Genomic DNA, 19,691 nt, shown 5'->3' on the forward strand with positions numbered 1-19,691 from the left:
CTCGGTCCTGAAGGTTTCCTGCCCGACGGCGTACAGCTTTTCGGTTCACCCCCGGTCTCCGCGATGCGTTTCAAGTGTGGCTGAAATGCCGTGGTGACGGCCTGTGATGGCATGCATACTCATTGGCGGGGGGTGATTGCGGATGCAACAGGGGTGGGTTCAGTGCTACGTATTCATTTCACCGGGGACGACCTCGCCGGGGTCCGGATGGCTGCCCGGCCGGATGCGTTGTGGGAAACGATTCTCAGCTTTCACCGGTTGCGGGACCGGCGCGGAGCGCTGGTCTACGGTGCATGGCGTTCGGAATCCCGGACACGGCTGAACGGCGAAACGCGTCTGCTCGGCGCCCTGGTCCCCACGCGCGGCTATTTCCCGGATTTCCTGACCCCGCCCCAGGGCATTGACGGCCTCGACCCCGGGCTCCAGGCCCTCCGGGCCACACCGCCCGCCCGGATCCACACCGAGCTGGCCCTGCTGGCCTCCTCCCGGCCCGGCGGGGGTCCGCTGCCCGGATGGGCGCGGGACCTCGCCGAGGGCCGTCAGGAGCCGTTCGGGCGGCTCATCGGGGCGCTGCGGGGCTACCACCGGGCCGCCGTCGAGCCGTACTGGTCGCACATCGAGGCCCGCGTGGAGGCCGACCGTGCCGTACGCGGCCGCGCGCTCCTCGACGGCGGGGCCGACGAGCTGCTCGCCAGCCTGCCGCCGGTGCTGCGCTGGCGGGCGCCCGTGCTGGAGGCCGACTATCCCGTCGACCGCGAAGTGCACCTGGACGGGCGGGGCCTGCTGCTCCAGCCCTCGTACTTCTGCCGGGGCACCCCGGTCGTCCTCCGCGACCCCGACCTGCCGCCCGTCCTCGTCTACCCCGTCACGCACACCGACGCGCCCGTGTCGGGCCCCTGCGAACCCGGGGCGTCCCCGCTCGGCCGGCTGGTCGGGCACACCCGGTGCGCGGTGCTCAGGGCCATAGGGCAGGGCGGTACGACCAGCGAGCTGGCCCGCCGCGCGGGCGTCTCCCTCGCCTCCGCCAGCCAGCACGCGGGCGTGCTGCGGGACGCGGGCCTCGTGGTCACCCTCCGCCAGGGCAGCTCCGTCCTGCACACGCTGACGCCACTGGGCGCCGCCCTCCTCCACGGTGGCGGCGCACAGCCCAGGCAGCAACAGCGGCAACAGCAGCGACGGAGTTACGCGCGGAACGGCCCCGTCACCTCGTAGGTGATGCCGCCCGACGAGCTGCCCGTCGTACCGCGCTGGCTGGAGAAGTACAGCCGCTTCCCGTCCGGCGAGAAGGCCGGGCCGCAGATCTCGGATCCGGACTGGCCGGTGATCCGCAGGAAGGGCGCCACCACGTCGTCCGGCGTGATCACGCAGATCTCCATGTTGCCGCCGTCCTCCGCGACGAACAGGTCGCCGGAGGACGAGCCGGTGACGTTGTCCACACCGGTCAGCGGGGCGGTGCCGCTGGTGACCAGGGAGTCGTCGTAGGCGAGCTCGTAGGTGTTGTTCGCGAGGTTCAGCTGCCACAGGCGGTTGTCGCCCTTGGTGGTGAACCAGACGGTGTCGTTGGCGTAGTGGCAGCCCTCGCCGCCGTTGAACCGCTTGGCGCCCGAGACCTGGTCACGGGTGACGGTGGGGGAGCCGTCCGGGTCGGGGACATTGGCCCAGGTGAAGGAGCCGGAGGTGGCGGTGCCGGCCTTCAGTACCTGGAGGGTGCCGGAGGACAGGTTGCCCCAGGTGGCGGGGATGAAGCGGTACAGGCAGCCGTTGGACTCGTCCTCGGTCAGGTAGATCACCTTGCGTACGGGGTCGGCGGCGGCCGCCTCGTGCTTGAAGCGGCCCATCGCGTCCCGGCGCACGGCGGCGTTCACACCGTACGGGTCGGTCTCGTACACGTACCCGAGGCTGACCTCCTCGCACGACAGCCAGGTGTTCCACGGGGTCTTGCCACCCGCGCAGTTGGTGCGGGTGTTGGACAGGATCCGGTACGCGCCGGTGATCGCGCCCGTCGAGGAGAACTTCACGGCGCTCGCGCCGCCGCCCGGGTTGATCTCCGAGTTCGAGACGTAGATCCAGCCGGTGCCGTCGGTGAAGCAGGCGCCGCCGTCGGGGGCGTTGTGCCAGGTGTACGAGGTCGAGCCGACCCGCTGACCGGACCGGGCGATCACCCGGCTGGTGAAGCCGCTGGGCAACTGGATGCCGTTGGCGTCCGCCGCGCCGAGAGCACCGTACGGGCCCACGCCGGGCTGCGCCGGGGCCGCGTAGGCCGCGCCCTGCATCAGGGTGCCGCCGAAGGCCGCCACGGTGCCGCCCATGACCGCTCCACGCAGGAAACTGCGACGTTCCACTTGTCACTCCAGGGGTGTGTGACCCTCCCGCCGCACCGGTCGGGCGACGGGGTCGCGCGCTTCCGGAACCTAGGAGTCCCCCATTGACGGTGCATCAACAACCGGTGAAGGGGAAGCGGCGACGCCCCGCTACTTGGGCGGCGCCCCGCCCTCCAGGAGTGTCTTCAGCGCCGCCAGCCGTTCCTTCCAGAACTCCTTGTACGCCGCCACCGCGTCCGCGTCCGGGAGCCTGGTGTGGCCCAGCCCCACCTGGGTCCTGCCGTTGTCCTTGGGCGTCAGGTGGACGGAGATCCGGCTCGCGCCCCCGTCCCAGTCCGCCGTGACCGACCTGCCCGGCCGGTGCGTACGGACGGTGAACTCGCCCTCATCCAGCCACCGGCGGCGTACGTCCGGGTCGGTGAACGCCTCGGTGACCTGCTCCGGCGGGGCGTTCACCGTCCTGCTCGCGGAGGCCTGCCAGTCGCCGCCGCTCGACTGGCCCACCTCGCGCAGGCCGCGCTCCTGCTCGTACCCGACCGTGATCGACTGGGCGTGCCAGCCGGGCACGCCGTGCGCCTCGACGAGGTGGCGGGCGATCTCGGTGTGGGTGCGGGTGGTGGCGCCCCACGTGTCGAGCAGGGCGAACCAGGCCGCCCAGTCCTTGCCGGTGGCGGCGGACAGGGCGTCACCCGACAGTTTCTCGGTGATCCTCCGGCCTGGGGGGCTCATGGCGCCGAGGCTAGGTCGGCGCCGGGCGCCCCGCAACGCGGCGTGCCGGGGGTGGCCGGGTGCGGTGGCGGGCGGGGCGAAGTCGGGCGAAATTTTTTTCGAGGGAGCGATGAGTTCTGCCGTACCCCCCGGTCTACCCCCTCGAAAGCGACACACCGATGAGAGAAGAGATGACGACATGCCCCAGATGATCTTCGTGAACCTGCCGGTGAAGGACCTCCAGACGTCGAAGACCTTCTGGAGCAAGCTGGGCTACTCCTTCAACGAGCAGTTCAGCGACGACAAGACCGCCTGCCTGGTCATCAGCGACACCATCTTCGTAATGCTGCTCACCGAGCCGCGCTTCAAGGACTTCACCAAGAAGGACATCGCGGACGCGTCCCGTACCACCGAGGCGATCTTCGCGCTGAGCGCCGAAAGCCGGGAGCGGGTCGACCAGCTGTGCGACGCCGCGCTGGCGTCCGGTGGCTCCGCCGCCAATGACCCGCAGGACTACGGCACGATGTACGGCCGTTCCTTCCAAGACCCGGACCACCACCTGTGGGAGGTCATGTGGATGGACCCGAAGGTGGTGGAGGGGCAGGCCTGATCGGGCCCGACCAGGCCGCGACGCCGACGTCCACGACCGGAGCCGGTCTCCCGGGGTGGTCCGGTCGTGGACGCCGGCGTCGTATCAGGCCGGGACCGCCCCCGCGGCGACCAGGGCGGCGGTGCGGACCGGGAAGACCGCCACCGACACCTCCTCGTCGTCCAGGCACCGCCCCGTCTCCAGGTCGAAGCGCTGCTTCAGCAGCGGCGACGCCACGAACGGCCGCCCGCCCGCCGACCCGATCAGGCCGCGCGACAGCACCTGGGCGCCGGTGAACGGATCCCGGTTGTCGATCGCGTACAGCCGCCCCGCCCGGTTCCGGAACAGCGCCACCTGGCGCCCGTCCGGCAGCAGCGCCGCCATGCCCCGCCCCGGCGTCAGCACCGAGTCGTCGCAGATCGGCAACCACTCACCGTCATGGGAAAGTTCGAGCGTCATCGGGCGGAAGCTCCTTCCAGGGGTTCCAGCGTCAGGATCGTCAGGTCCGGCTTGATCTGGCCGCGCTCCGGCACGAACTTCACCGACGGGTCCGGCGCGTCCGGCGCGTTCACGAAGGAGACGAACCGGCGCAGCCGCTCCGGGTCGTTCAGCGTCTCGGCCCACTCGTCGTGGTAGCTCGCCACATGCGCCGCCATCAGCGCCTCCAGCTCGTCGCACAGCCCGAGCTTGTCGTGCACGATCACATCGCGGAGGTGGTCCAGGCCGCCCTCCAGCCGCTCCAGCCAGGTCGCGGTGCGCTCCAGCCGGTCGGCGGTACGGATGTAGAACATCAGGAACCGGTCGATCAGCCGGATCAGCTCCGCGTCCGACAGGTCCTGGGCGAGCAGGTCCGCGTGGCGCGGCGTGGCGCCGCCGTTGCCGCCGACGTACAGGTTCCAGCCGTTGGCCGTGGCGATCACGCCGAAGTCCTTCGACTGGGCCTCCGCGCACTCGCGCGCGCAGCCCGAGACGGCCGACTTGAGCTTGTGCGGGGCGCGCAGGCCCCGGTAGCGCAGCTCCAGGTCGATCGCCATCTTCACCGAGTCCTGTACGCCGTAGCGGCACCAGGTCTGGCCCACGCACGACTTCACGGTCCGCAGCGACTTGCCGTACGCGTGCCCCGACTCGAAGCCCGCGTCCACCAGCCGCGTCCAGATCTGCGGCAGCTGGTCGACCCGCGCGCCGAAGAGGTCGATCCGCTGACCGCCCGTGATCTTGGTGTAGAGCCCGAAGTCCCGGGCCACCTCACCGATCACGATCAGCTTCTCCGGGGTGATCTCGCCGCCGGGGATGCGCGGCACGATCGAGTACGAGCCGTTGCGCTGCATGTTCGCCAGGAAGTGGTCGTTGGTGTCCTGGAGCGCGGCCCGCTCGCCGTCGAGGATGTACTCGTTGGTCAGGCTCGCCAGGATCGACGCCACGGCCGGCTTGCAGATCTCGCAGCCCTCACCGCCGCGCGCCTCCTCACGCCCGTGCGAGTCCAGCAGCTCCGCGTACGAGGTGAAGCGCATCGTGCGGACGATCTCGTACAGCTCACTGCGGGTGTACGTGAAGCAGCCGCACATGCCGCTGTCGGCGGGCTTCGGCAGCAGCTGCTGGATCACCTTCACGCAGCTGCCGCAGCCCGTGCCGGCCTTGGTGCACTTCTTCACCTCGGGCAGCGACGAGCAGGCGCAGATGGCGCCCTTGGTGACGTTGTGGCAGGAGCAGATGATCGCGTCGTCGGGGAGGGCGGAGGGGCCGAGGGTGACCGGCGCCCCGGCACCGGCCGGCAGCACCAGCTGCTCGGGCGCCACCGGCGGCTTGGTGCCGGTCATGGGCCGCAGCATGCCGTACGACTCGGCGTCGCCGACCAGGACGCCGCCCAGCAGGACCCCGTCGGGGTCGACGACCAGCTTCTTGTAGATGCCGGAGCGGGAGTCGGAGTAGACGACGTCCAGGCAGTTCTCGGTGGTGCCGTGCGCGTCGCCGAAGGACGCCACGTCCACGCCGAGCAGCTTCAGCTTGGTGGACATGTCGGCGCCGGTGAACGCCTGGCCCTGCTCGTCCGCGATGGTCGCGGCCGCCGTCAGCGCCATCTCGTACCCGGGCGCCACCAGCCCGTACACCCGGCCGTCCGCCGCCAGGGCGCACTCGCCGATCGCGTACACCGCCGGGTCGGACGTACGGCACTGCTCGTCGACCGCGATACCGCCGCGCTCGCCCACCGTCAGGCCGCAGTCGCGCGCCAGCTGGTCCCGGGGGCGTACGCCGGCGGAGAAGACCACCATGTCGGTCGCGACCGTCGTACCGTCCGACAGCGCCATGCCCGTCACCGAGCCGTCCTCGGTGAGCACCTCCTGCGTACCGGTGCCGGTGTGGACGATGAGGCCCATGTTCTCGATGGTGCGCAACAGGGCCGCGCCGCCGCCCTCGTCGACCTGCACCGGCATCAGGCGCGGCGCGAACTCGACGATGTGCGTGTCCAGGCCGAGCCCCTTGAGCGCGCCCGCCGCCTCCAGGCCGAGCAGCCCGCCGCCGACCACCGCGCCCGTCCTCGCCGTCTTCGCGTACTCCTCGATGGCGAGGAGGTCCTCGATCGTCCGGTAGACGAAGCAGCCGGTCGCCTCCTTGCCCGGCACGGGCGGCACGAAGGGGTACGAGCCGGTCGCCAGGACGAGGGCGTCGTACGCGATCACGCGGCCGGCCCGCGAGGTGACCGTGCGCGCCTCGCGGTCGATGGTCTCGGCCGGGTCGTCCAGGTGCAGCTCGATCCCGTGCCGCGCCATGAAACCGTCCTCGACCATGGACAGGTCGTCGGGCGTCCTGCCGTCGAAGTACGAGGTCAGCCGGACGCGGTCGTACGCGGGGCGGGGCTCCTCGCACAGGACGACGATCCGCGCCCGCTCCGTGACACCGCGCTCGGCGAGGGCCTCCAGGAAGCGCTGGCCGACCATCCCGTGGCCGACGAGGACGATGGTGGGCGTGTTCGGCACGTGGGCCATTTCAGGAGCCTCCGTCATGGGTGAGCAAGTGGAGCAGGGGCGCTTCCGGGAGGGCCTCGTCGCCCTCCCAGGCCCGGGCGAGCGCCCCGACCGCGCCGAGATCGCCGAGCAGTACGCCGCCGACGAGACGGTCGCCGCGGACGACGACCTTGCGGTACGCGCCGCTCGTCGCGTCGGCCAGCTGCACGGTGTCGTCACCGGGCAGCGGCGTCGCCTCGCCGAACGCCGCCAGTTCGAGGGCGTCCATGCTGAGCCGGGTCAGCGCGCGGGTGCCCCGGTAGGCGCCGGTGCCATGGGTCAGCACCTCGGTGAGGACGTCGGCCTGCTCCAGGGCGGCGCCGGCCAGCCCGTAGAGGCGGCCGTCGTGCTCGGCGCAGTCACCGATGGCGTGGATGTACGGGTCGGAGGTGCGCAACTGGTCGTCGACGACGATGCCGCGCCGCACGTCGAGCCCGGCCTCCAGGGCGAGGCCGACGCGTGGCCGTACGCCGCACGCGATGACGACGACGTCGGCGTCGAGGACGAAGCCGTCGGCGAGCTCCACCGCCTGGACCTTGTCGTCCACGCAGCGCAGGCCGCGGACGCGGCACTCGGTGTGGACCTCCACGCCCAGGTCCGCCTCCAGGTGGCGGCGGAGCAGTCGTGAGGCTTCGGCGTCCAGCTGGCGCTCCATCAGGTGCTCGCCCTGCTGGGCCAGCACCACCTCCGCGCCCCGGGCGGCCAGCGCGCGGGCCGCCGACACGCCCAGCAGGCCGCCGCCGATCACCACCGCCCGCGTGCCGGGCCTCGGGCCCTGCCCGGCCGATCCCGCCGGGCTGACCGGCCGGGCAGCGCCCACCAGCGCGTCCAGCGCCAGGCAGTCGTCGAGCGTCCGGAACGCGTGCACCCCGGTCGGCAGCCGGTCACCGCCGCCGAGCCCGCCCAGGCCACGCAGGGGCGGCAGCACCGGGTTCGAGCCGGTGGCCAGAACCAGCCGGTCGTATGCGAACGCCTCGCCGCCCGCGCAGTGCACCACCCGCGCGGAACGGTCGATACCGGTCACCCGCACCTCGTGCCGCGCCCCGTCGTTGCGCGGGGACGGCAGGGCGATGACCTCGGGCCCGTACCGGCCGGCCAGGACGTCCGCGAGCAGCACCCGGTTGTAGGGCGCGTGCGGCTCCTCGCCGAGCAGGGTGACGGGCAGCCGCTCGGCGAGGCGAGCGCCCGCCGTGCCTCCGCCGACCACCACGATCCGTGAACTCATGCCCGTCAGCGTGCGTCGGCGGTGTTACCCGGCCGCATCCCGTTTGTTTCGCGCACGGAAAGCTGACCTCAGCGGGGAGTCCCGTCGCCGGTGAGGGACTGCCGTGGTCGGTGGTCGGTGGTCGGTGGTCGGTGGTCGGTGGTCGGTGGGGGGTGGGGGGTGGGGGAAACCCGACCTTGGATCTCCGGGCAGGCACCATGGCCTGCCGCGTGGCGGTTCGGGAGGCTTGAGTCATGAACGCCGTCAGCCTCTTGCTCACCGAACCGTTCCGCGCCGCCACCTGGAAACGGGTCGCCTATCTGCTGCTCGCCCTCCCGGCGGGGCTGGTCGGCATACCGCACCTCCTGGCCCGGCGGCTGCTCGACCGGGACATCGCCCGCCCGGCCGCGGGGCGGCTGGTGCTCCACGCGCTGCTCGCCACGCCGCTCAACGCGGTCGCCCTGGTCGTGACCGTCTACGGCTGGTCGCTGGTGCCGATGAACCTGGGCTGGCCGCTGAGGGCGGGCGACCCGGCGGAGGCGTGGGGCGGGCCGACGTTCGCGGGGGCGTGGGCGTTCCACGCGCTGATAGGCGGGGTGGGGTTCCTGCTGCTGATGCCCTGGGCAAGCCGCGGGCTCACCGTGCTCCAGGGGCGACTGGCGGTGCGGGTGCTCACGGGCCGCTGACCGTCGGGCGTCCGTTGCGCAACCTCAGAGGTACCTCAAGGCTCCTCCGTTCCGTGGACGGCACACCGATCCCGTCCCTAGGCTCGTGATCATGCCCGACATATCGCTGACCACCCTGGTCTTCCTCTGTGCGGCCGCTCTCGTGGCGGGCTGGATCGACGCCGTGGTGGGCGGTGGCGGGCTGCTGCTCCTGCCCGCCCTGCTGCTCGGCCTCCCGCACGTCCCGGCCGCCCACATCCTCGGCACCAACAAGGCGGTGGCCATCGTGGGGACGACGGGCGCCGCCGTCACCTACGTACGCAAAGCGCCGGTCCAGGTGAAGACGGCGGTACGGATCGGGCTGGCGGCGCTGGCCGGGTCCATGGGCGGCGCGTTCTTCGCCGCCGGCATCAGCAGTGACGTACTGCGACCGGTGATCATGGTGGTGCTGCTGGGCGTGGCGGCCTTCGTGATGCTGCGGCCGTCCTTCGGTACGGCGGAGGGCAAGGGGCCGGCGACCCGGGCGCGGGTCGTCACGGCGATCATCCTCGTCGGCGGGGGGATCGGCTTCTACGACGGTCTCTTCGGCCCCGGCACCGGCACGTTCCTGGTGCTGGCGCTGACCGCCGTGCTCCACCTGGACCTGGTGACCGCCTCTGCCACGGCCAAGATCGTGAACGTGTGCACCAACGCGGGGGCGCTGGCGATGTTCGCGTACCAGGGGACGGTGCTGTGGCAACTGGCGGCGCTGATGGCGGTGTTCAACCTGGCGGGCGGGATGTTCGGGGCGCGGATGGCGCTGCGCAAGGGCGCCGAGTTCGTGCGGGGCGTGCTGCTGTTGGTGGTCTTCTCGCTGGTCGCGAAGCTGGCGTTCGACCAGTGGAGCTAGGCGTGGGCCGCGTCCGAACCCGCATCAGGGCAAGGACGACGGCCCGGATCGGGGCCCGGATTCAGGCCCCGGCTTCGCGGTGAACGGCTTGTTCCGGCAAGATGATCTGCGCTCATCGCACCAGTCGCTCATCGGATCATCTCGCGGGGGAGAACCCATCGTGTCCCAGCAGCCTCAGCAGCCTCAGCAGCCTCAGCAGCCGCCCCAGTCGCCTCAGCCCGGGTACGGGTATCCGCAGCCTCCCGCCGACAGTCAGGCCGGCCCCTACGGCTACCCGCAGCCGGGGTACCCGCAGGGTGGCTACCCCGCCCCCGTCGCACCGGGCACCTACATGGGTGACCCCAACGCCCCCTACGGCTACGACCCCTACGGGCGCCCGTACTCGGACAAGTCGAAGATCGTCGCGGGAGTGCTCCAGCTCACTCTCGGCACGTTCGGTGTCGGACGGTTCTACAAGGGCGATGTCGGTATCGGCCTCGCGCAGCTCTTCACCTGCGGCGGCCTCGGCTTCTGGGCCCTGATCGACGGCATTGTCCTGCTGACCGGCAACAACCACACCGACGATCAGGGGCGAGCCCTGCGTGGCTGACCCGGCGAACCGGGCCGTACCCGTCGCTGCCGGCCGCCGGCGGCTGCGGCATCCCGCGGCGGCTCCTCTCGCGGTGCTCGCCGCGGGGGTGGCCGGTTCCGCCTACCTCTACGCCACTGATCCGCACCAGCCCGGGCATGTCCTGCCCCGGTGCCCGTTCCGTGTGGTCACCGGCCTGCTCTGCCCGGCATGCGGCGGCACGCGCATGGCGTACGACCTGATGCACGGGGATGTCGCCGCGGCCTGGCTGGACAACAGGGCCCTCCTGCTCGCCTCACCGTTCGCCCTCGCGCTGCTGGGCCGCTGGATGTGGGAGGGGCTGCGGGGGAGGTCCTGGCGGCCCCGGCTCAGCCGCACGGCGCAGGCAGCGATCCTGGGAGCCTCCGTCGCATGGACGGTGGCCCGCAACGTCGTCCAGGGCGTCCCCGGCTGACCGTCCCTCACCGGACCCCGATCAGATGGGCGTATGCGACGACGTTGCCCTGGTAGCCGGTCTTCCTGTCGAACGCGCCGCCGCAGGTGATCACCCGTAGCTCGGCGCGGTCGGCGGGCCCGTAGACCTTCCGGTCGGGGAAGTCCTCGTTCGCGTACACCTCGATCGCGTCGATGGTGAAGACGGCGGTCCGGCCGTCGCGGCGGGTGACCTCGATGCGGTGGCCCTTCTTGAGAGCGCCGAGGGCGTAGAAGACGGCGGGGCCCTCGGCGTTGTCGACATGGCCGGCGACAATGGCGGTGCCCTTGGCGCCGGGCGGGGTGCCGTACTTGTACCAGCCGGCGATGTTGGAATTGCCCGAGGGCGGGACCTCCAGGCTGCCGTCCGGAGCCAGGCCCAGGCGCATCACGGGGGCGTCGACCCCGATCTCGGGGATCCGGATACGGACCGGGGCGGAGGCGGGCAGGGGGGCGGCGGCCGCGTCGGTGTGCTGGTGCGGCCCGGCGGCGAAGGCCTCGGCGGCGGTCGGGACGGGCGGGGTCAGGTCCGCGGAGCCGTTCTGGACGAGCCAGAGGCCGACGCACGCGGCGATGACTATGCCCCAGCCCTTGCCCTTCCTCCCGGTGCCGTTTCCCGTCTCGCTCCTGGTGTCGTCGGTCATGGCTGCCCTCGCGGGGGTATGGGGCTCCCCGCCCGCGCCGCGGCCTCGGGGACACACGCGGCGGGGGCGGGGAGCGGGGCGGGGGGACGGGGACGGACCCCGTCAGCTGTCCTGCGCGCCGCTCGCCCGGCGGCGCAGGAGCCAGACCCCGCCGACGGCGGAGGCGGCCAGCACTGCCACTCCCGCCGCGATCTGGGTGGTGTCGGGGCCGACGCTGCCGCCCACCCCGGTCTTCACATGGCCGCTGGGCACATGGCCGCCCTGGTCGTGACCACCCTGGTCGTGACCGCCGGAGCTGTGCCCACCCGAGTCGTGGCCGCCCGTGCCGCCCGAGCTGTGCCCGCCGCCATGCTTGACGACCAGGTCACCGCTGGCCGTCTTGCCGTTGTCGCAGGCCACACTGATCGCATAGGTGCCCGGCTTGGTGTGGGCGGGCACCCGGAACTGGCCGACCACGACCTCCTTGTGGGTGCCCGGCGACAGTTCGAACTCGCCCGCGCCGAGGGACTCGGCGTCACCGATGCCATGGCCTTTCTTGCCGCAGGCGGTGGTGTTGACCGTGACGGTCTCGCCCGGCCCGGCGGTCGACGGGTACACCTCCAGCTTCCCGAAGTCACCGGCGTACGCGGCGTACGCGCCCGGCGAGGCGAGGGCGCCGAGCGAGACGACCGCCAGCGCGGTACCGGTCAGCAGGCGGGCAGTGGTGCGCATGGGGTCCTCCGGGCGCGAGGGGCGGTGTCCTTGTCCCATGGGTAAGGCCACGAGACGCGCACCCGCCTGCTGATGCCCCATCAGTTCACCGGTGCGCCGCGCCCGGGACCCGGCGTACTCGCAGGTCAGCGCCGCTTCGGAGCCGCCCGCGCCCGGCCCGCCCCGAACGGGTGACTCACTTACCGGACGGGACGCGGAAACCGGACGTGTCGAGGTCGAAATCGAACGGCGCGGGCACGTGCAGGGTGTGGCCGAACGGCACGGTCGTGCGGGAGCGGTAGCCGCGGGGAGAGGGGTCCCAGAACGCGGTGATCTCCTGACCCTGCATGTCGAGGATCAGGTATACGGGCACCTGGCGGCCGTACGTGGCCAGCTTGTCCCGCCAGTCGACGTCTCGCTCGGAGGCGGTGGCCGGCTCGGCGACGAGCGCGAGGGCTTCACCGTCCGCGTGCCTGCCGGGACCGGCGAACGCTGTCTCTTCGGCCGCGAACAGCTCGGGGCCGAAGGCCCGTTCGGACGCTGTGAGCCGAAACAGGAAGGGGGCGGTCTCCGTGGCGTATCCCTCGGGCGTGTGAGGTTCCAGCAGCCTGCGAAGGGACCGCATGGACAGCAGTTCTCGAGCCCTCGGCCACGGCGACACGACGATCTTCCCCCGGATGAGCTCGGCCTTGTAGCCGTCAGGTGTGTCCAGCTCTGCCGCGACCTGGAGCATCTCCTCGAACGTTCCGGGCTCGCTCGCGAGCGTCACCGTAGTCCTCCGTCGATTGCAGAGCATTCCCCGCCCACGGTAGCGCCGTGCCCACCGCCCGGCTCGGCCGTCGGGGCGCCCTCCCCCGTACGAGCGGGAAAGAGGGGCTTGACCTCAAGTTTGGTTGAGGTACGAGGCTGCTCGGCATGGAGATCACCAAGAGCTCGCCGCTCAACCTCGCCGTCATCGTCGCCAGCAACCGCGAAGGCCGCTTCGGGCCCGTCATCGCCGACTGGTTCCTCGCCCACGCCACCCGGCACACCGACTTCACCGTCGACGTCATCGACCTCGGCGACCCCGGCACCGACCTGCCCACCGCCCTGTCCTACAACCCCGCCCCCGCCGTCCGCGACCGGCTCGCCAAGGTCAGCCCCCGGCTCGCCGCCGCCGACGCCTTCGTCGTCCTCACCCCCGAGTACAACCACTCCTTCCCCGCCTCCCTCAAGAACCTCATCGACTGGCACTTCACCGAATGGCAGGCCAAGCCCGTCGGCTTCGTCTCCTACGGCGGCATGTCCGGCGGCCTGCGCGCCGTCGAGCAACTGCGCCAGGTCTACGCCGAGATGCACGCCGTGACCGTCCGCGACACCGTCTCCTTCCACAACGCCCACGGCCACTTCGACGACGACGGCCGCCACAAGGACCCCACCGTCCCCGACGCCGCCGCCAAGACGATGCTGGACCAGCTCGCCTGGTGGGGCCACGCCCTGCGGGACGCCAAGTCCGTCCGTCCGTACGGCAGCTGAACCATGTTGCTGCGACTGCTCCGGGCCCACCTGCGCCCCTACGGGCGGACGATCGCGCTGGTCGTCCTCCTCCAGCTGATCCAGTCCCTCGCCACCCTCTACCTGCCCACCCTCAACGCCGACATCATCAACAACGGCGTGCTGCGCGGCGACACCGACCGCGTCCTGACCACCGGCGGCCTGATGCTCGCCGTCACCCTCCTCCAGATCCTCGCCGCCGCCACGGCCGTCTACTTCGGCGCCCGCGTCGCCATGGGCGTCGGCCGCGACCTGCGCGCCGCCGTCTTCCGCCGCGTACAGGACTTCTCCGTACGCGAGATGGGACGCTTCGGCGCCGCGTCCCTGATCACCCGCACCACCAACGACGTGACGCAGGTGCAGACCCTCGCCGTCCTCGCCCTGACCATGCTGGTCGCCGCGCCGCTGATGTGCCTCGGCGGCATCGTCATGGCCGTCGGGCAGGACGTGCCGCTCGCGCTGCTGATCGTGCTGTTCGTGCCGCTCCTCGCCGGGGCCGTCGGCCTCATCATGCGCCGCCTGCCACCGATGTTCCGGGGCATGCAGGAGCGCATCGACCAGGTCAACCGCGTCATGCGCGAGCAGATCACCGGCATCCGCGTGGTCCGCGCCTTCGTCCGCGACCGCCACGAGCAGTACCGGTTCGCCGGCGCCAACGCCGAGCTGCTGACTGTTGCTTTGCGCTCCGGCCGCCTGATGGCCCTGATGTTCCCGACCGTCCTGCTGGTGTGGGAGGCGGCCACCGTCGCCGTCATCTGGTTCGGCGGGCTGCGGCTGGACTCCGGCTCCCTCCAGGCCGGTTCGCTGATCGCCTTCCTCGGCTACCTGATGCAGATCCTGATGTCCGTGATGATGACGATGTTCCTGCTGATGCAGACCCCGCGCGCCGAGGTCAGCGCCGAACGCATCCAGGAGGTCCTCGACACCGAACCGTCCGTCGCCCCGCCGCCCGCACCGGTCCGGGAACTGCGCGGCCCCGGCCGGCTCGACATCCGCGCCGCCGACTTCAGCTACCCCGGCGCCGAGGAACCCGTCCTCCGCGCCGTGGACCTCACCGCCGGCCCCGGTCGCGTCACCGCCGTCATCGGCTCCACCGGCAGCGGCAAGACGACCCTGCTCAACCTGGTGCCCCGGCTGTTCGACACCACCGGCGGGGAGGTCCACGTCGGCGGCGTCGACGTCCGCGACCTCGACCCGCGCCTGCTGGCCCGCACCGTCGGACTCGTACCGCAGAAGCCGTACCTCTTCTCGGGCACGATCGCCACGAACCTGCGGTACGGAAACCCCGACGCCACCGAAGGCGACCTGTGGCACGCCCTGGAGGTCGCCCAGGCCGCCGACTTCGTACGGAAACTGGAGCACGGCCTGGACGCCCCCGTCTCCCAGGGCGGCACCAACCTCTCCGGCGGGCAGCGCCAGCGCCTCGCCATCGCCCGCGTCCTGGCCGCCCGGCCCGGCATCTACCTCTTCGACGACTCCTTCTCCGCCCTCGACTACGCCACCGACGCCCGGCTGCGCGCCGCCCTGAAGGACGAGACCGCCGACGCGACCGTCGTCATCGTCGCCCAGCGCGTGGCCACCATCCGCGACGCCGACCGGATCGTCGTCCTCGACCAGGGCCGGGTCGTCGGCACCGGCACCCACGACGAGCTCATGCGGGACAACCACACCTACCGGGAGATCGTCCTCTCCCAGCTCACCGAGGAGGAAGCCGCATGAGCGCCCCTGCACGCCGAGGCCCGGCCACCGAGCAACGAGGCCCCGGCCTCAGCCCCCCATCCCTCGAACGGTCCCTGGACTTCCGCCGCTCCGGGCTCAGGCTCCTCAGGACCCTCGCCCCCGAACGCCACCGCGTCCTCGGCGTCCTCGCCGCCGGCACCGCCGCCGTCGCCCTGGCCGTCACGTCCCCGAAGATCCTCGGCCACGCCACCGACCTCGTCGTCACCGGCGCGGCGAGCCCCACCGGCGTCGACTTCCGGGCCGTCGGCCAGGCCCTCGCCGCCGCCCTCGGGGTGGTCGCCGCGTCCGCCGCCCTCACCTGGGTCCAGCTGCGGCTCGCGATGACCGTCGTCCAGCGCACCGGCCACCGGCTGCGCGAGCGGGCCCAGGCGAAACTGGCCCGGCTGCCGCTCGCGTACTTCGACAAGCAGGCGCGCGGCGAGATCCTCAGCCGCGCCACCAACGACATCGACAACATCACCCAGACCATGCAGCAGGCCTTCGGCCAGATGGTGCGGGCCCTGCTCACCATCGTGGGCGTGCTGGCCATGATGTTCTGGATCTCGCCCCTGCTGGCGCTGATCGCCCTCGCGACCGTTCCCGTCTCCGTCCTCGTCGCCACCCTCATCGGCAAGCGCGCCCAGCCGCAGTTCGTCCGGCAGTGGTCCGTCACCGGCAGGCTCAACGCCCACGTGGAGGAGATGTACACCGGCCACGCCGAAGTCCTCGTCTTCGGGCGCAAGCAGCAGGCGGTCGACGCCTTCGACGAGCTGGGCGAGCAGCTGTACGCGTCGAGCTTCCGCGCCCAGTTCATCTCCGGGTTCATCCAGCCCGCGATGACCTTCGTCGGCAACCTCAACTACGTACTGATCGCGGTGGTCGGCGGGCTGCGGGTGGCGTCCGGGACGCTGTCCATCGGCGACGTGCAGGCCTTCGTCCAGTACTCGTACGAGTTCAACGGCCCCATCACCCAGGTCGCCGCCATGGCCAACCTCCTCCAGTCGGGCGTCGCCTCCGCCGAGCGGGTCTTCGACCTGCTGGACGCGGAGGAGGAGGACCAGGGACCGGCCCCTTCGACACGTCCACGCAGGCGGGAGGGCCGGGTCTCCTTCGAGAACGTCGCCTTCCGTTACGAGCCGGGAACGCCCCTCATCGAGGACCTGTCGCTCACGGTCGAACCCGGCCGGACGGTCGCGATCGTCGGCCCGACCGGCGCCGGGAAGACCACGCTCGTCAACCTGCTGATGCGGTTCTACGAGACGACCGGCGGCCGCATCCTCCTCGACGGCGTCGACATCTCCACCATGTCGCGCGACGAACTGCGCTCCGGCATCGGCATGGTCCTCCAGGACACCTGGCTGTTCGGCGGCACGATCGCCGACAACATCGCGTACGGGGTGCCCGGCGAGGTGCCGCGCGAGCGGGTCGTCGAGGCGGCCATGGCCACCCACGCCGACCGGTTCATCCGTACGCTCCCCGACGGCTACGACACGGTGATCGAGGACGGCGGGGAGGGCCTCAGCGCGGGCGAGAAGCAACTCCTCACCATCGCCCGGGCCTTCCTTATCGAGCCGTCGATCCTCGTCCTCGACGAGGCGACCAGCTCCGTCGACACCCGCACCGAAGTGCTGATCCAGCGCGCCATGGCGTCCCTCCGCCAGGGCCGGACGTCGTTCGTGATCGCGCACCGGCTCTCCACCATCCGGGACGCGGACGTGATCCTGGTGATGGAGGCGGGCCGGATCGTCGAGCAGGGTACGCACGACGAGCTGCTGGCGGCCGGGGGTGCGTACGCTCGGCTGTACGCGGCGCAGTTCGCCGCCGTGGCGTGACGACGACAGGCGGAGGAGAGAGACGTGACGCTGGCCCTGACCGTACTGACCACGACCGACAGCGCCGACAAGGCCCAGGAGCTGGCCCGTGGCGCGGTGGAGGCGCGGCTCGCCGCCTGCGCGCAGGTCTCCGGCCCCGTCACCTCCGTCTACCACTGGAACAACGCCATCGAGACCAGCCAGGAGTGGCAGGTGTTCTTCAAGACGACGGAGGCCTGCTACGGCGCGCTGGAGGCGCACATCACCGCGACGCACGACTACGACACGCCCGAGATCATCGCGACACCGGTGGTACGGGGGAGCGCGGCGTACCTGGCGTGGCTCCAGCAGGAGACGTCGGCGCGATGAGGGAACTGCCGTTCTTCGTGTACGGGACGCTGCGCCCCGGCGAGTACAACCACGACCTGTTCCTGCGCGGCCGTACGGCGGCGGAGGAATCGGCCCGGCTGACCGGCGCCCTGCTGTACGAGGGGCCCGGCTACCCGTATCTCGTGCGGGGCGCGGGCCAGGTGGTGGGCGAGCTGATCAGCGCCGCGCCGGGCGGGTACGAGGAGCTCCTCGCCGTACTCGACCGCCTGGAGCACGGGTACGAGCGGGAGGTGTGCGAGGTGGTGCGGGCACGGGACGGGGCGATGGTCCGGGCGTGGGTGTACGTCGCTACGCCCGCCGTCCGGCTGGGGGAGCCGATAGCGGGCGGGGACTGGCTCAGCCGCCCTCGGCGCGTTCCAGGCGTACCGCGCACACCTTGAACTCGGGCATCCGGGAGGTCGGGTCGAGCGCCGGGTTGGTGAGCGTGTTCGCCCGGCCTTCCCCCGCCCAGTGGAACGGCATGAACACCGTGTCCGGCCGGATGCCCGTGGTGATCCGCGCGGGCGCCACGGCCCGCCCCCGGCGCGAGACCACGGCGACCGGCTCGCCCTCGGCGACGCCCAGCCGGTCGGCCAGGCGCGGGTGCAGCTCCACGAACGGCCCGGGCGCGGCGGCGTTCAGCTCGGCGACACGCCGGGTCTGGGCGCCCGACTGGTACTGGGACACCACTCGCCCGGTCGTCAGGACCACCGGGTACTCCTCGTCCGTCTCCTCGCCCGCCGCCCGGTGCGTGACCGGTACGAACCGCGCCCGCCCGTCGGGCGTGGCGAACCGGTCCAGGAACAGCCGGGGCGTGCCGGGGTGGTCGGGCTCGGGGCACGGCCAGAAGACGCCGTCCTCCTCCGCGATGCGCCGGTAGCTGATGCCCGCGTAGTCGGCGGGGCCGCCGGCCGAGGCGCGGCGCAGCTCGTCGAAGACCTCCTCCGGGTCGGTGGGGAAGCCCTTCTCCCACCCGAGCAGCCCGGCGAGCGCGTGCATCACCTCCAGGTCGCTGCGTACGCCCTCGGGCGGCGTGACGGCCCGGCGGCGCAGCAGGACGCGGCCTTCGAGGTTGGTGAGGGTGCCGGTCTCCTCCGCCCACTGGGTGACGGGCAGGACGACGTCGGCGAGCGCGGCGGTCTCCGACAGGACGACGTCGGCCACGGCCAGGAAGTCCAGGGACTCGATCCGCTCCTGGATGTGCGCGGCGCGCGGCGCCGACACGACGGGGTTGGAGCCCATCAGCAGCAGGGCCTTGATGTCGGTGCCGAGCGCGTCGAGGAGTTCGTACGCGCTGCGCCCCGGCCCCGGCAGGGTGTCGGGGTCGACGCCCCAGACACCTGCGACGTGGGCGCGGGCGGCGGGGTCGTCGAGCTTGCGGTAGCCGGGCAGCTGGTCGGCCTTCTGCCCGTGCTCGCGGCCGCCCTGCCCATTGCCCTGCCCGGTCAGGCAGCCGTACCCCGACAGGGGCCGGCCGGCGCGGCCGGTGGCCAGGCACAGGTTGATCCAGGCGCCGACGGTGTCGGTGCCCTTGGACTGTTGCTCGGGCCCGCGAGCGGTCAGCACCATCGCGTTCTCGGGCTCGCAGAACATGCGTACCGCCTCCCGCAACTGCGGCACGGGTACGCCCGTGATGCGCTCGACGAGCGCGGGCCAGTGGGACATGGCGGCGGCGCGGGCGTCCTCCCAGCCGGTCGTACGGCTCGCGATGAACTCCCCGTCCGTCCGTCCCTCCGCCACGACCAGGTGCAGCAGCCCGAGCGCGAGCGCCAGGTCGGTGCCGGGGCGGGGCGTGAGGTGGAGGTCGGCGTGCTCGGCGGTGCGGGTGCGGCGGGGGTCGACGACGATGAGCCTGCCGCCGTTCTCCTTCAGCTCGGTGAGGTAGCGCAGCGCCGGGGGCATGGTCTCGGCCAGGTTCGACCCGACGAGGATCACGCAGCCGGTGCGGGGGATGTCCTCCAGCGGGAACGGCAGCCCTCGGTCGATCCCGAAGGCCCGCTGGTGGGCGGCGGCGGCGGACGACATGCAGAACCGCCCGTTGTAGTCGATCTGCGAGGTGCCGAGCACGAGCCGGGCGAACTTGCCGAGCGTGTACGCCTTCTCATTGGTGAGCCCGCCGCCGCCGAACACCCCGACGGCGTCGGCCCCGTGCTGCTCCCTGGTGCCGCGCAGCCCGTCGGCGACGGCACGCAGGGCCTCCTCCCAGGAGGCGGGTTCGAGCCTGCCTGTGGCGGGGCTTCGGACCAGGGGCCCGTCCAGCCTGACCCGGGAGGAGAGCACTGCGGGTGCGGTACGTCCCTTACCGCACAGGGCACCCCGGTTGACGGGGAAGTCCGCGCGCTCCACCACCTCGACGCCGTCGCCGGCGGGCCGGAGGTTCATCCCGCACTGCAGGGCGCAGTACGGGCAGTGCGTGGCGGTGGTGGCGGTGAGCATGCCCCCGAGCATGCGACGCGCGTGTTACGGCCACCGACACGGCGCATTACATACCCGGTACGGCGGGCTCCG

At 72.0% G+C, this 19,691-nt stretch carries 20 protein-coding genes; 11 read left to right on the plus strand and 9 right to left on the minus strand.

Annotated features, from left to right (window positions below):
• Window positions 1-162 precede the first annotated feature (162 nt).
• Window positions 163-1,212 (plus strand): helix-turn-helix domain-containing protein, encoded by a 1,050-nt coding sequence (locus BKD26_RS02375; protein WP_179166374.1) that lies wholly within the window; start codon window positions 163-165, stop codon window positions 1,210-1,212.
• On the opposite strand, the gene BKD26_RS02380 is transcribed toward BKD26_RS02375, so the two are convergent.
• A complete protein-coding gene (locus BKD26_RS02380) occupies window positions 1,182-2,342 on the minus strand; it encodes an alkaline phosphatase PhoX (RefSeq protein WP_084895143.1) in 1,161 nt (386 codons plus the stop codon). The genes BKD26_RS02375 and BKD26_RS02380 overlap by 31 nt on opposite strands.
• 129 nt (window positions 2,343-2,471) lie before the next feature.
• Window positions 2,472-3,050 carry a hypothetical protein gene (locus tag BKD26_RS02385; protein ID WP_084895145.1) on the minus strand — a complete coding sequence of 193 codons (579 nt, stop codon included), beginning with the start codon at window positions 3,048-3,050 and terminating at the stop codon, window positions 2,472-2,474.
• A 178-nt stretch (window positions 3,051-3,228) separates the two neighbouring features.
• On the opposite strand from BKD26_RS02385, the gene BKD26_RS02390 reads away from it, so the two are divergent.
• Window positions 3,229-3,639, plus strand: a complete 411-nt coding sequence (locus BKD26_RS02390) for a VOC family protein (protein WP_084895147.1) — start codon at window positions 3,229-3,231, stop codon at window positions 3,637-3,639.
• Window positions 3,640-3,723: 84 nt separating this feature from the next.
• Here the strand turns inward: BKD26_RS02390 and nirD are convergent, their stop codons facing one another.
• From nirD to BKD26_RS02405, 3 genes are read right to left on the minus strand one after another with little or no spacing between them, the layout of a single operon-like run.
• Window positions 3,724-4,077, minus strand: coding sequence for a nitrite reductase small subunit NirD (gene nirD, locus BKD26_RS02395; protein ID WP_084895149.1), 354 nt, complete (start codon window positions 4,075-4,077; stop codon window positions 3,724-3,726).
• A complete protein-coding gene (gene nirB, locus BKD26_RS02400; RefSeq protein ID WP_084895151.1) occupies window positions 4,074-6,602 on the minus strand; it encodes a nitrite reductase large subunit NirB in 2,529 nt (842 codons plus the stop codon). Before nirB ends, nirD begins: the two co-directional genes overlap by 4 nt.
• Window position 6,603: 1 nt before the next feature.
• Window positions 6,604-7,845 carry an FAD-dependent oxidoreductase gene (locus BKD26_RS02405; protein WP_084895153.1) on the minus strand — a complete coding sequence of 414 codons (1,242 nt, stop codon included), beginning with the start codon at window positions 7,843-7,845 and terminating at the stop codon, window positions 6,604-6,606.
• 233 nt (window positions 7,846-8,078) lie between these two features.
• Here BKD26_RS02405 and BKD26_RS02410 point away from each other — a divergent pair, with 233 nt between their 5' ends.
• The 4 genes from BKD26_RS02410 (at window position 8,079) to BKD26_RS02425 (ending at window position 10,400) form a co-directional block, all read left to right on the plus strand.
• Window positions 8,079-8,510 carry a hypothetical protein gene (locus tag BKD26_RS02410; protein WP_084895155.1) on the plus strand — a complete coding sequence of 144 codons (432 nt, stop codon included), beginning with the start codon at window positions 8,079-8,081 and terminating at the stop codon, window positions 8,508-8,510.
• 91 nt (window positions 8,511-8,601) lie between these two features.
• Entirely contained in the window at window positions 8,602-9,378 is a 777-nt protein-coding gene (locus BKD26_RS02415; RefSeq protein ID WP_084895351.1) for a TSUP family transporter, read from the plus strand.
• 160 nt (window positions 9,379-9,538) lie between these two features.
• Window positions 9,539-9,967, plus strand: coding sequence for a TM2 domain-containing protein (locus BKD26_RS02420; protein ID WP_084895157.1), 429 nt, complete (start codon window positions 9,539-9,541; stop codon window positions 9,965-9,967).
• On the plus strand, window positions 9,960-10,400 hold the full coding sequence (locus tag BKD26_RS02425; RefSeq protein ID WP_179166375.1) for a DUF2752 domain-containing protein: 441 nt from the start codon (window positions 9,960-9,962) through the stop codon (window positions 10,398-10,400). The genes BKD26_RS02420 and BKD26_RS02425 overlap by 8 nt, the downstream gene beginning before the upstream one ends.
• A gap of 7 nt (window positions 10,401-10,407) precedes the next feature.
• Here BKD26_RS02425 and BKD26_RS02430 read toward each other — a convergent pair whose 3' ends face one another.
• The 3 genes from BKD26_RS02430 to BKD26_RS02440 form a co-directional block, all read right to left on the minus strand.
• Window positions 10,408-11,061: a class F sortase gene (locus tag BKD26_RS02430; protein ID WP_084895158.1), complete on the minus strand. Its 654-nt coding sequence runs from the start codon at window positions 11,059-11,061 to the stop codon at window positions 10,408-10,410.
• A gap of 102 nt (window positions 11,062-11,163) precedes the next feature.
• A complete protein-coding gene (locus tag BKD26_RS02435) occupies window positions 11,164-11,772 on the minus strand; it encodes a hypothetical protein (protein WP_084895160.1) in 609 nt (202 codons plus the stop codon).
• A 175-nt stretch (window positions 11,773-11,947) separates the two neighbouring features.
• The gene (locus BKD26_RS02440; protein ID WP_241518500.1) at window positions 11,948-12,520 is read right to left on the minus strand and encodes a Uma2 family endonuclease; all 573 of its coding nucleotides are present in this window, start codon (window positions 12,518-12,520) and stop codon (window positions 11,948-11,950) included.
• Between the two features lie 146 nt (window positions 12,521-12,666).
• Between BKD26_RS02440 and BKD26_RS02445 the strand changes: the two genes are divergently transcribed.
• The 5 genes from BKD26_RS02445 to BKD26_RS02465 are packed head-to-tail and all read left to right on the plus strand — an operon-like array spanning window position 12,667 to window position 17,584.
• The gene (locus BKD26_RS02445; RefSeq protein ID WP_084895164.1) at window positions 12,667-13,266 is read left to right on the plus strand and encodes an NAD(P)H-dependent oxidoreductase; all 600 of its coding nucleotides are present in this window, start codon (window positions 12,667-12,669) and stop codon (window positions 13,264-13,266) included.
• Between the two features lie 3 nt (window positions 13,267-13,269).
• The gene (locus BKD26_RS02450) at window positions 13,270-15,003 is read left to right on the plus strand and encodes an ABC transporter ATP-binding protein (protein ID WP_084895166.1); all 1,734 of its coding nucleotides are present in this window, start codon (window positions 13,270-13,272) and stop codon (window positions 15,001-15,003) included.
• Window positions 15,000-16,835 (plus strand): ABC transporter ATP-binding protein, encoded by a 1,836-nt coding sequence (locus tag BKD26_RS02455; protein ID WP_084895168.1) that lies wholly within the window; start codon window positions 15,000-15,002, stop codon window positions 16,833-16,835. The genes BKD26_RS02450 and BKD26_RS02455 overlap by 4 nt, the downstream gene beginning before the upstream one ends.
• Before the next feature lie 24 nt (window positions 16,836-16,859).
• Window positions 16,860-17,183, plus strand: coding sequence for a divalent-cation tolerance protein CutA (cutA, locus tag BKD26_RS02460; protein WP_084895170.1), 324 nt, complete (start codon window positions 16,860-16,862; stop codon window positions 17,181-17,183).
• Window positions 17,180-17,584, plus strand: coding sequence for a gamma-glutamylcyclotransferase family protein (locus BKD26_RS02465; protein WP_084895172.1), 405 nt, complete (start codon window positions 17,180-17,182; stop codon window positions 17,582-17,584). The genes cutA and BKD26_RS02465 overlap by 4 nt, the downstream gene beginning before the upstream one ends.
• Here the strand turns inward: BKD26_RS02465 and BKD26_RS02470 are convergent.
• Entirely contained in the window at window positions 17,541-19,619 is a 2,079-nt protein-coding gene (locus BKD26_RS02470; protein WP_084895355.1) for a molybdopterin oxidoreductase family protein, read from the minus strand. The two genes, BKD26_RS02465 and BKD26_RS02470, sit on opposite strands and share 44 nt — an antisense overlap.
• Window positions 19,620-19,691 lie beyond the last annotated feature (72 nt).

The sequence above is a fragment of the Streptomyces sp. CB03238 genome, from assembly GCF_002099185.1.
Taxonomy (GTDB): Bacteria; Actinomycetota; Actinomycetes; order Streptomycetales; family Streptomycetaceae; genus Streptomyces.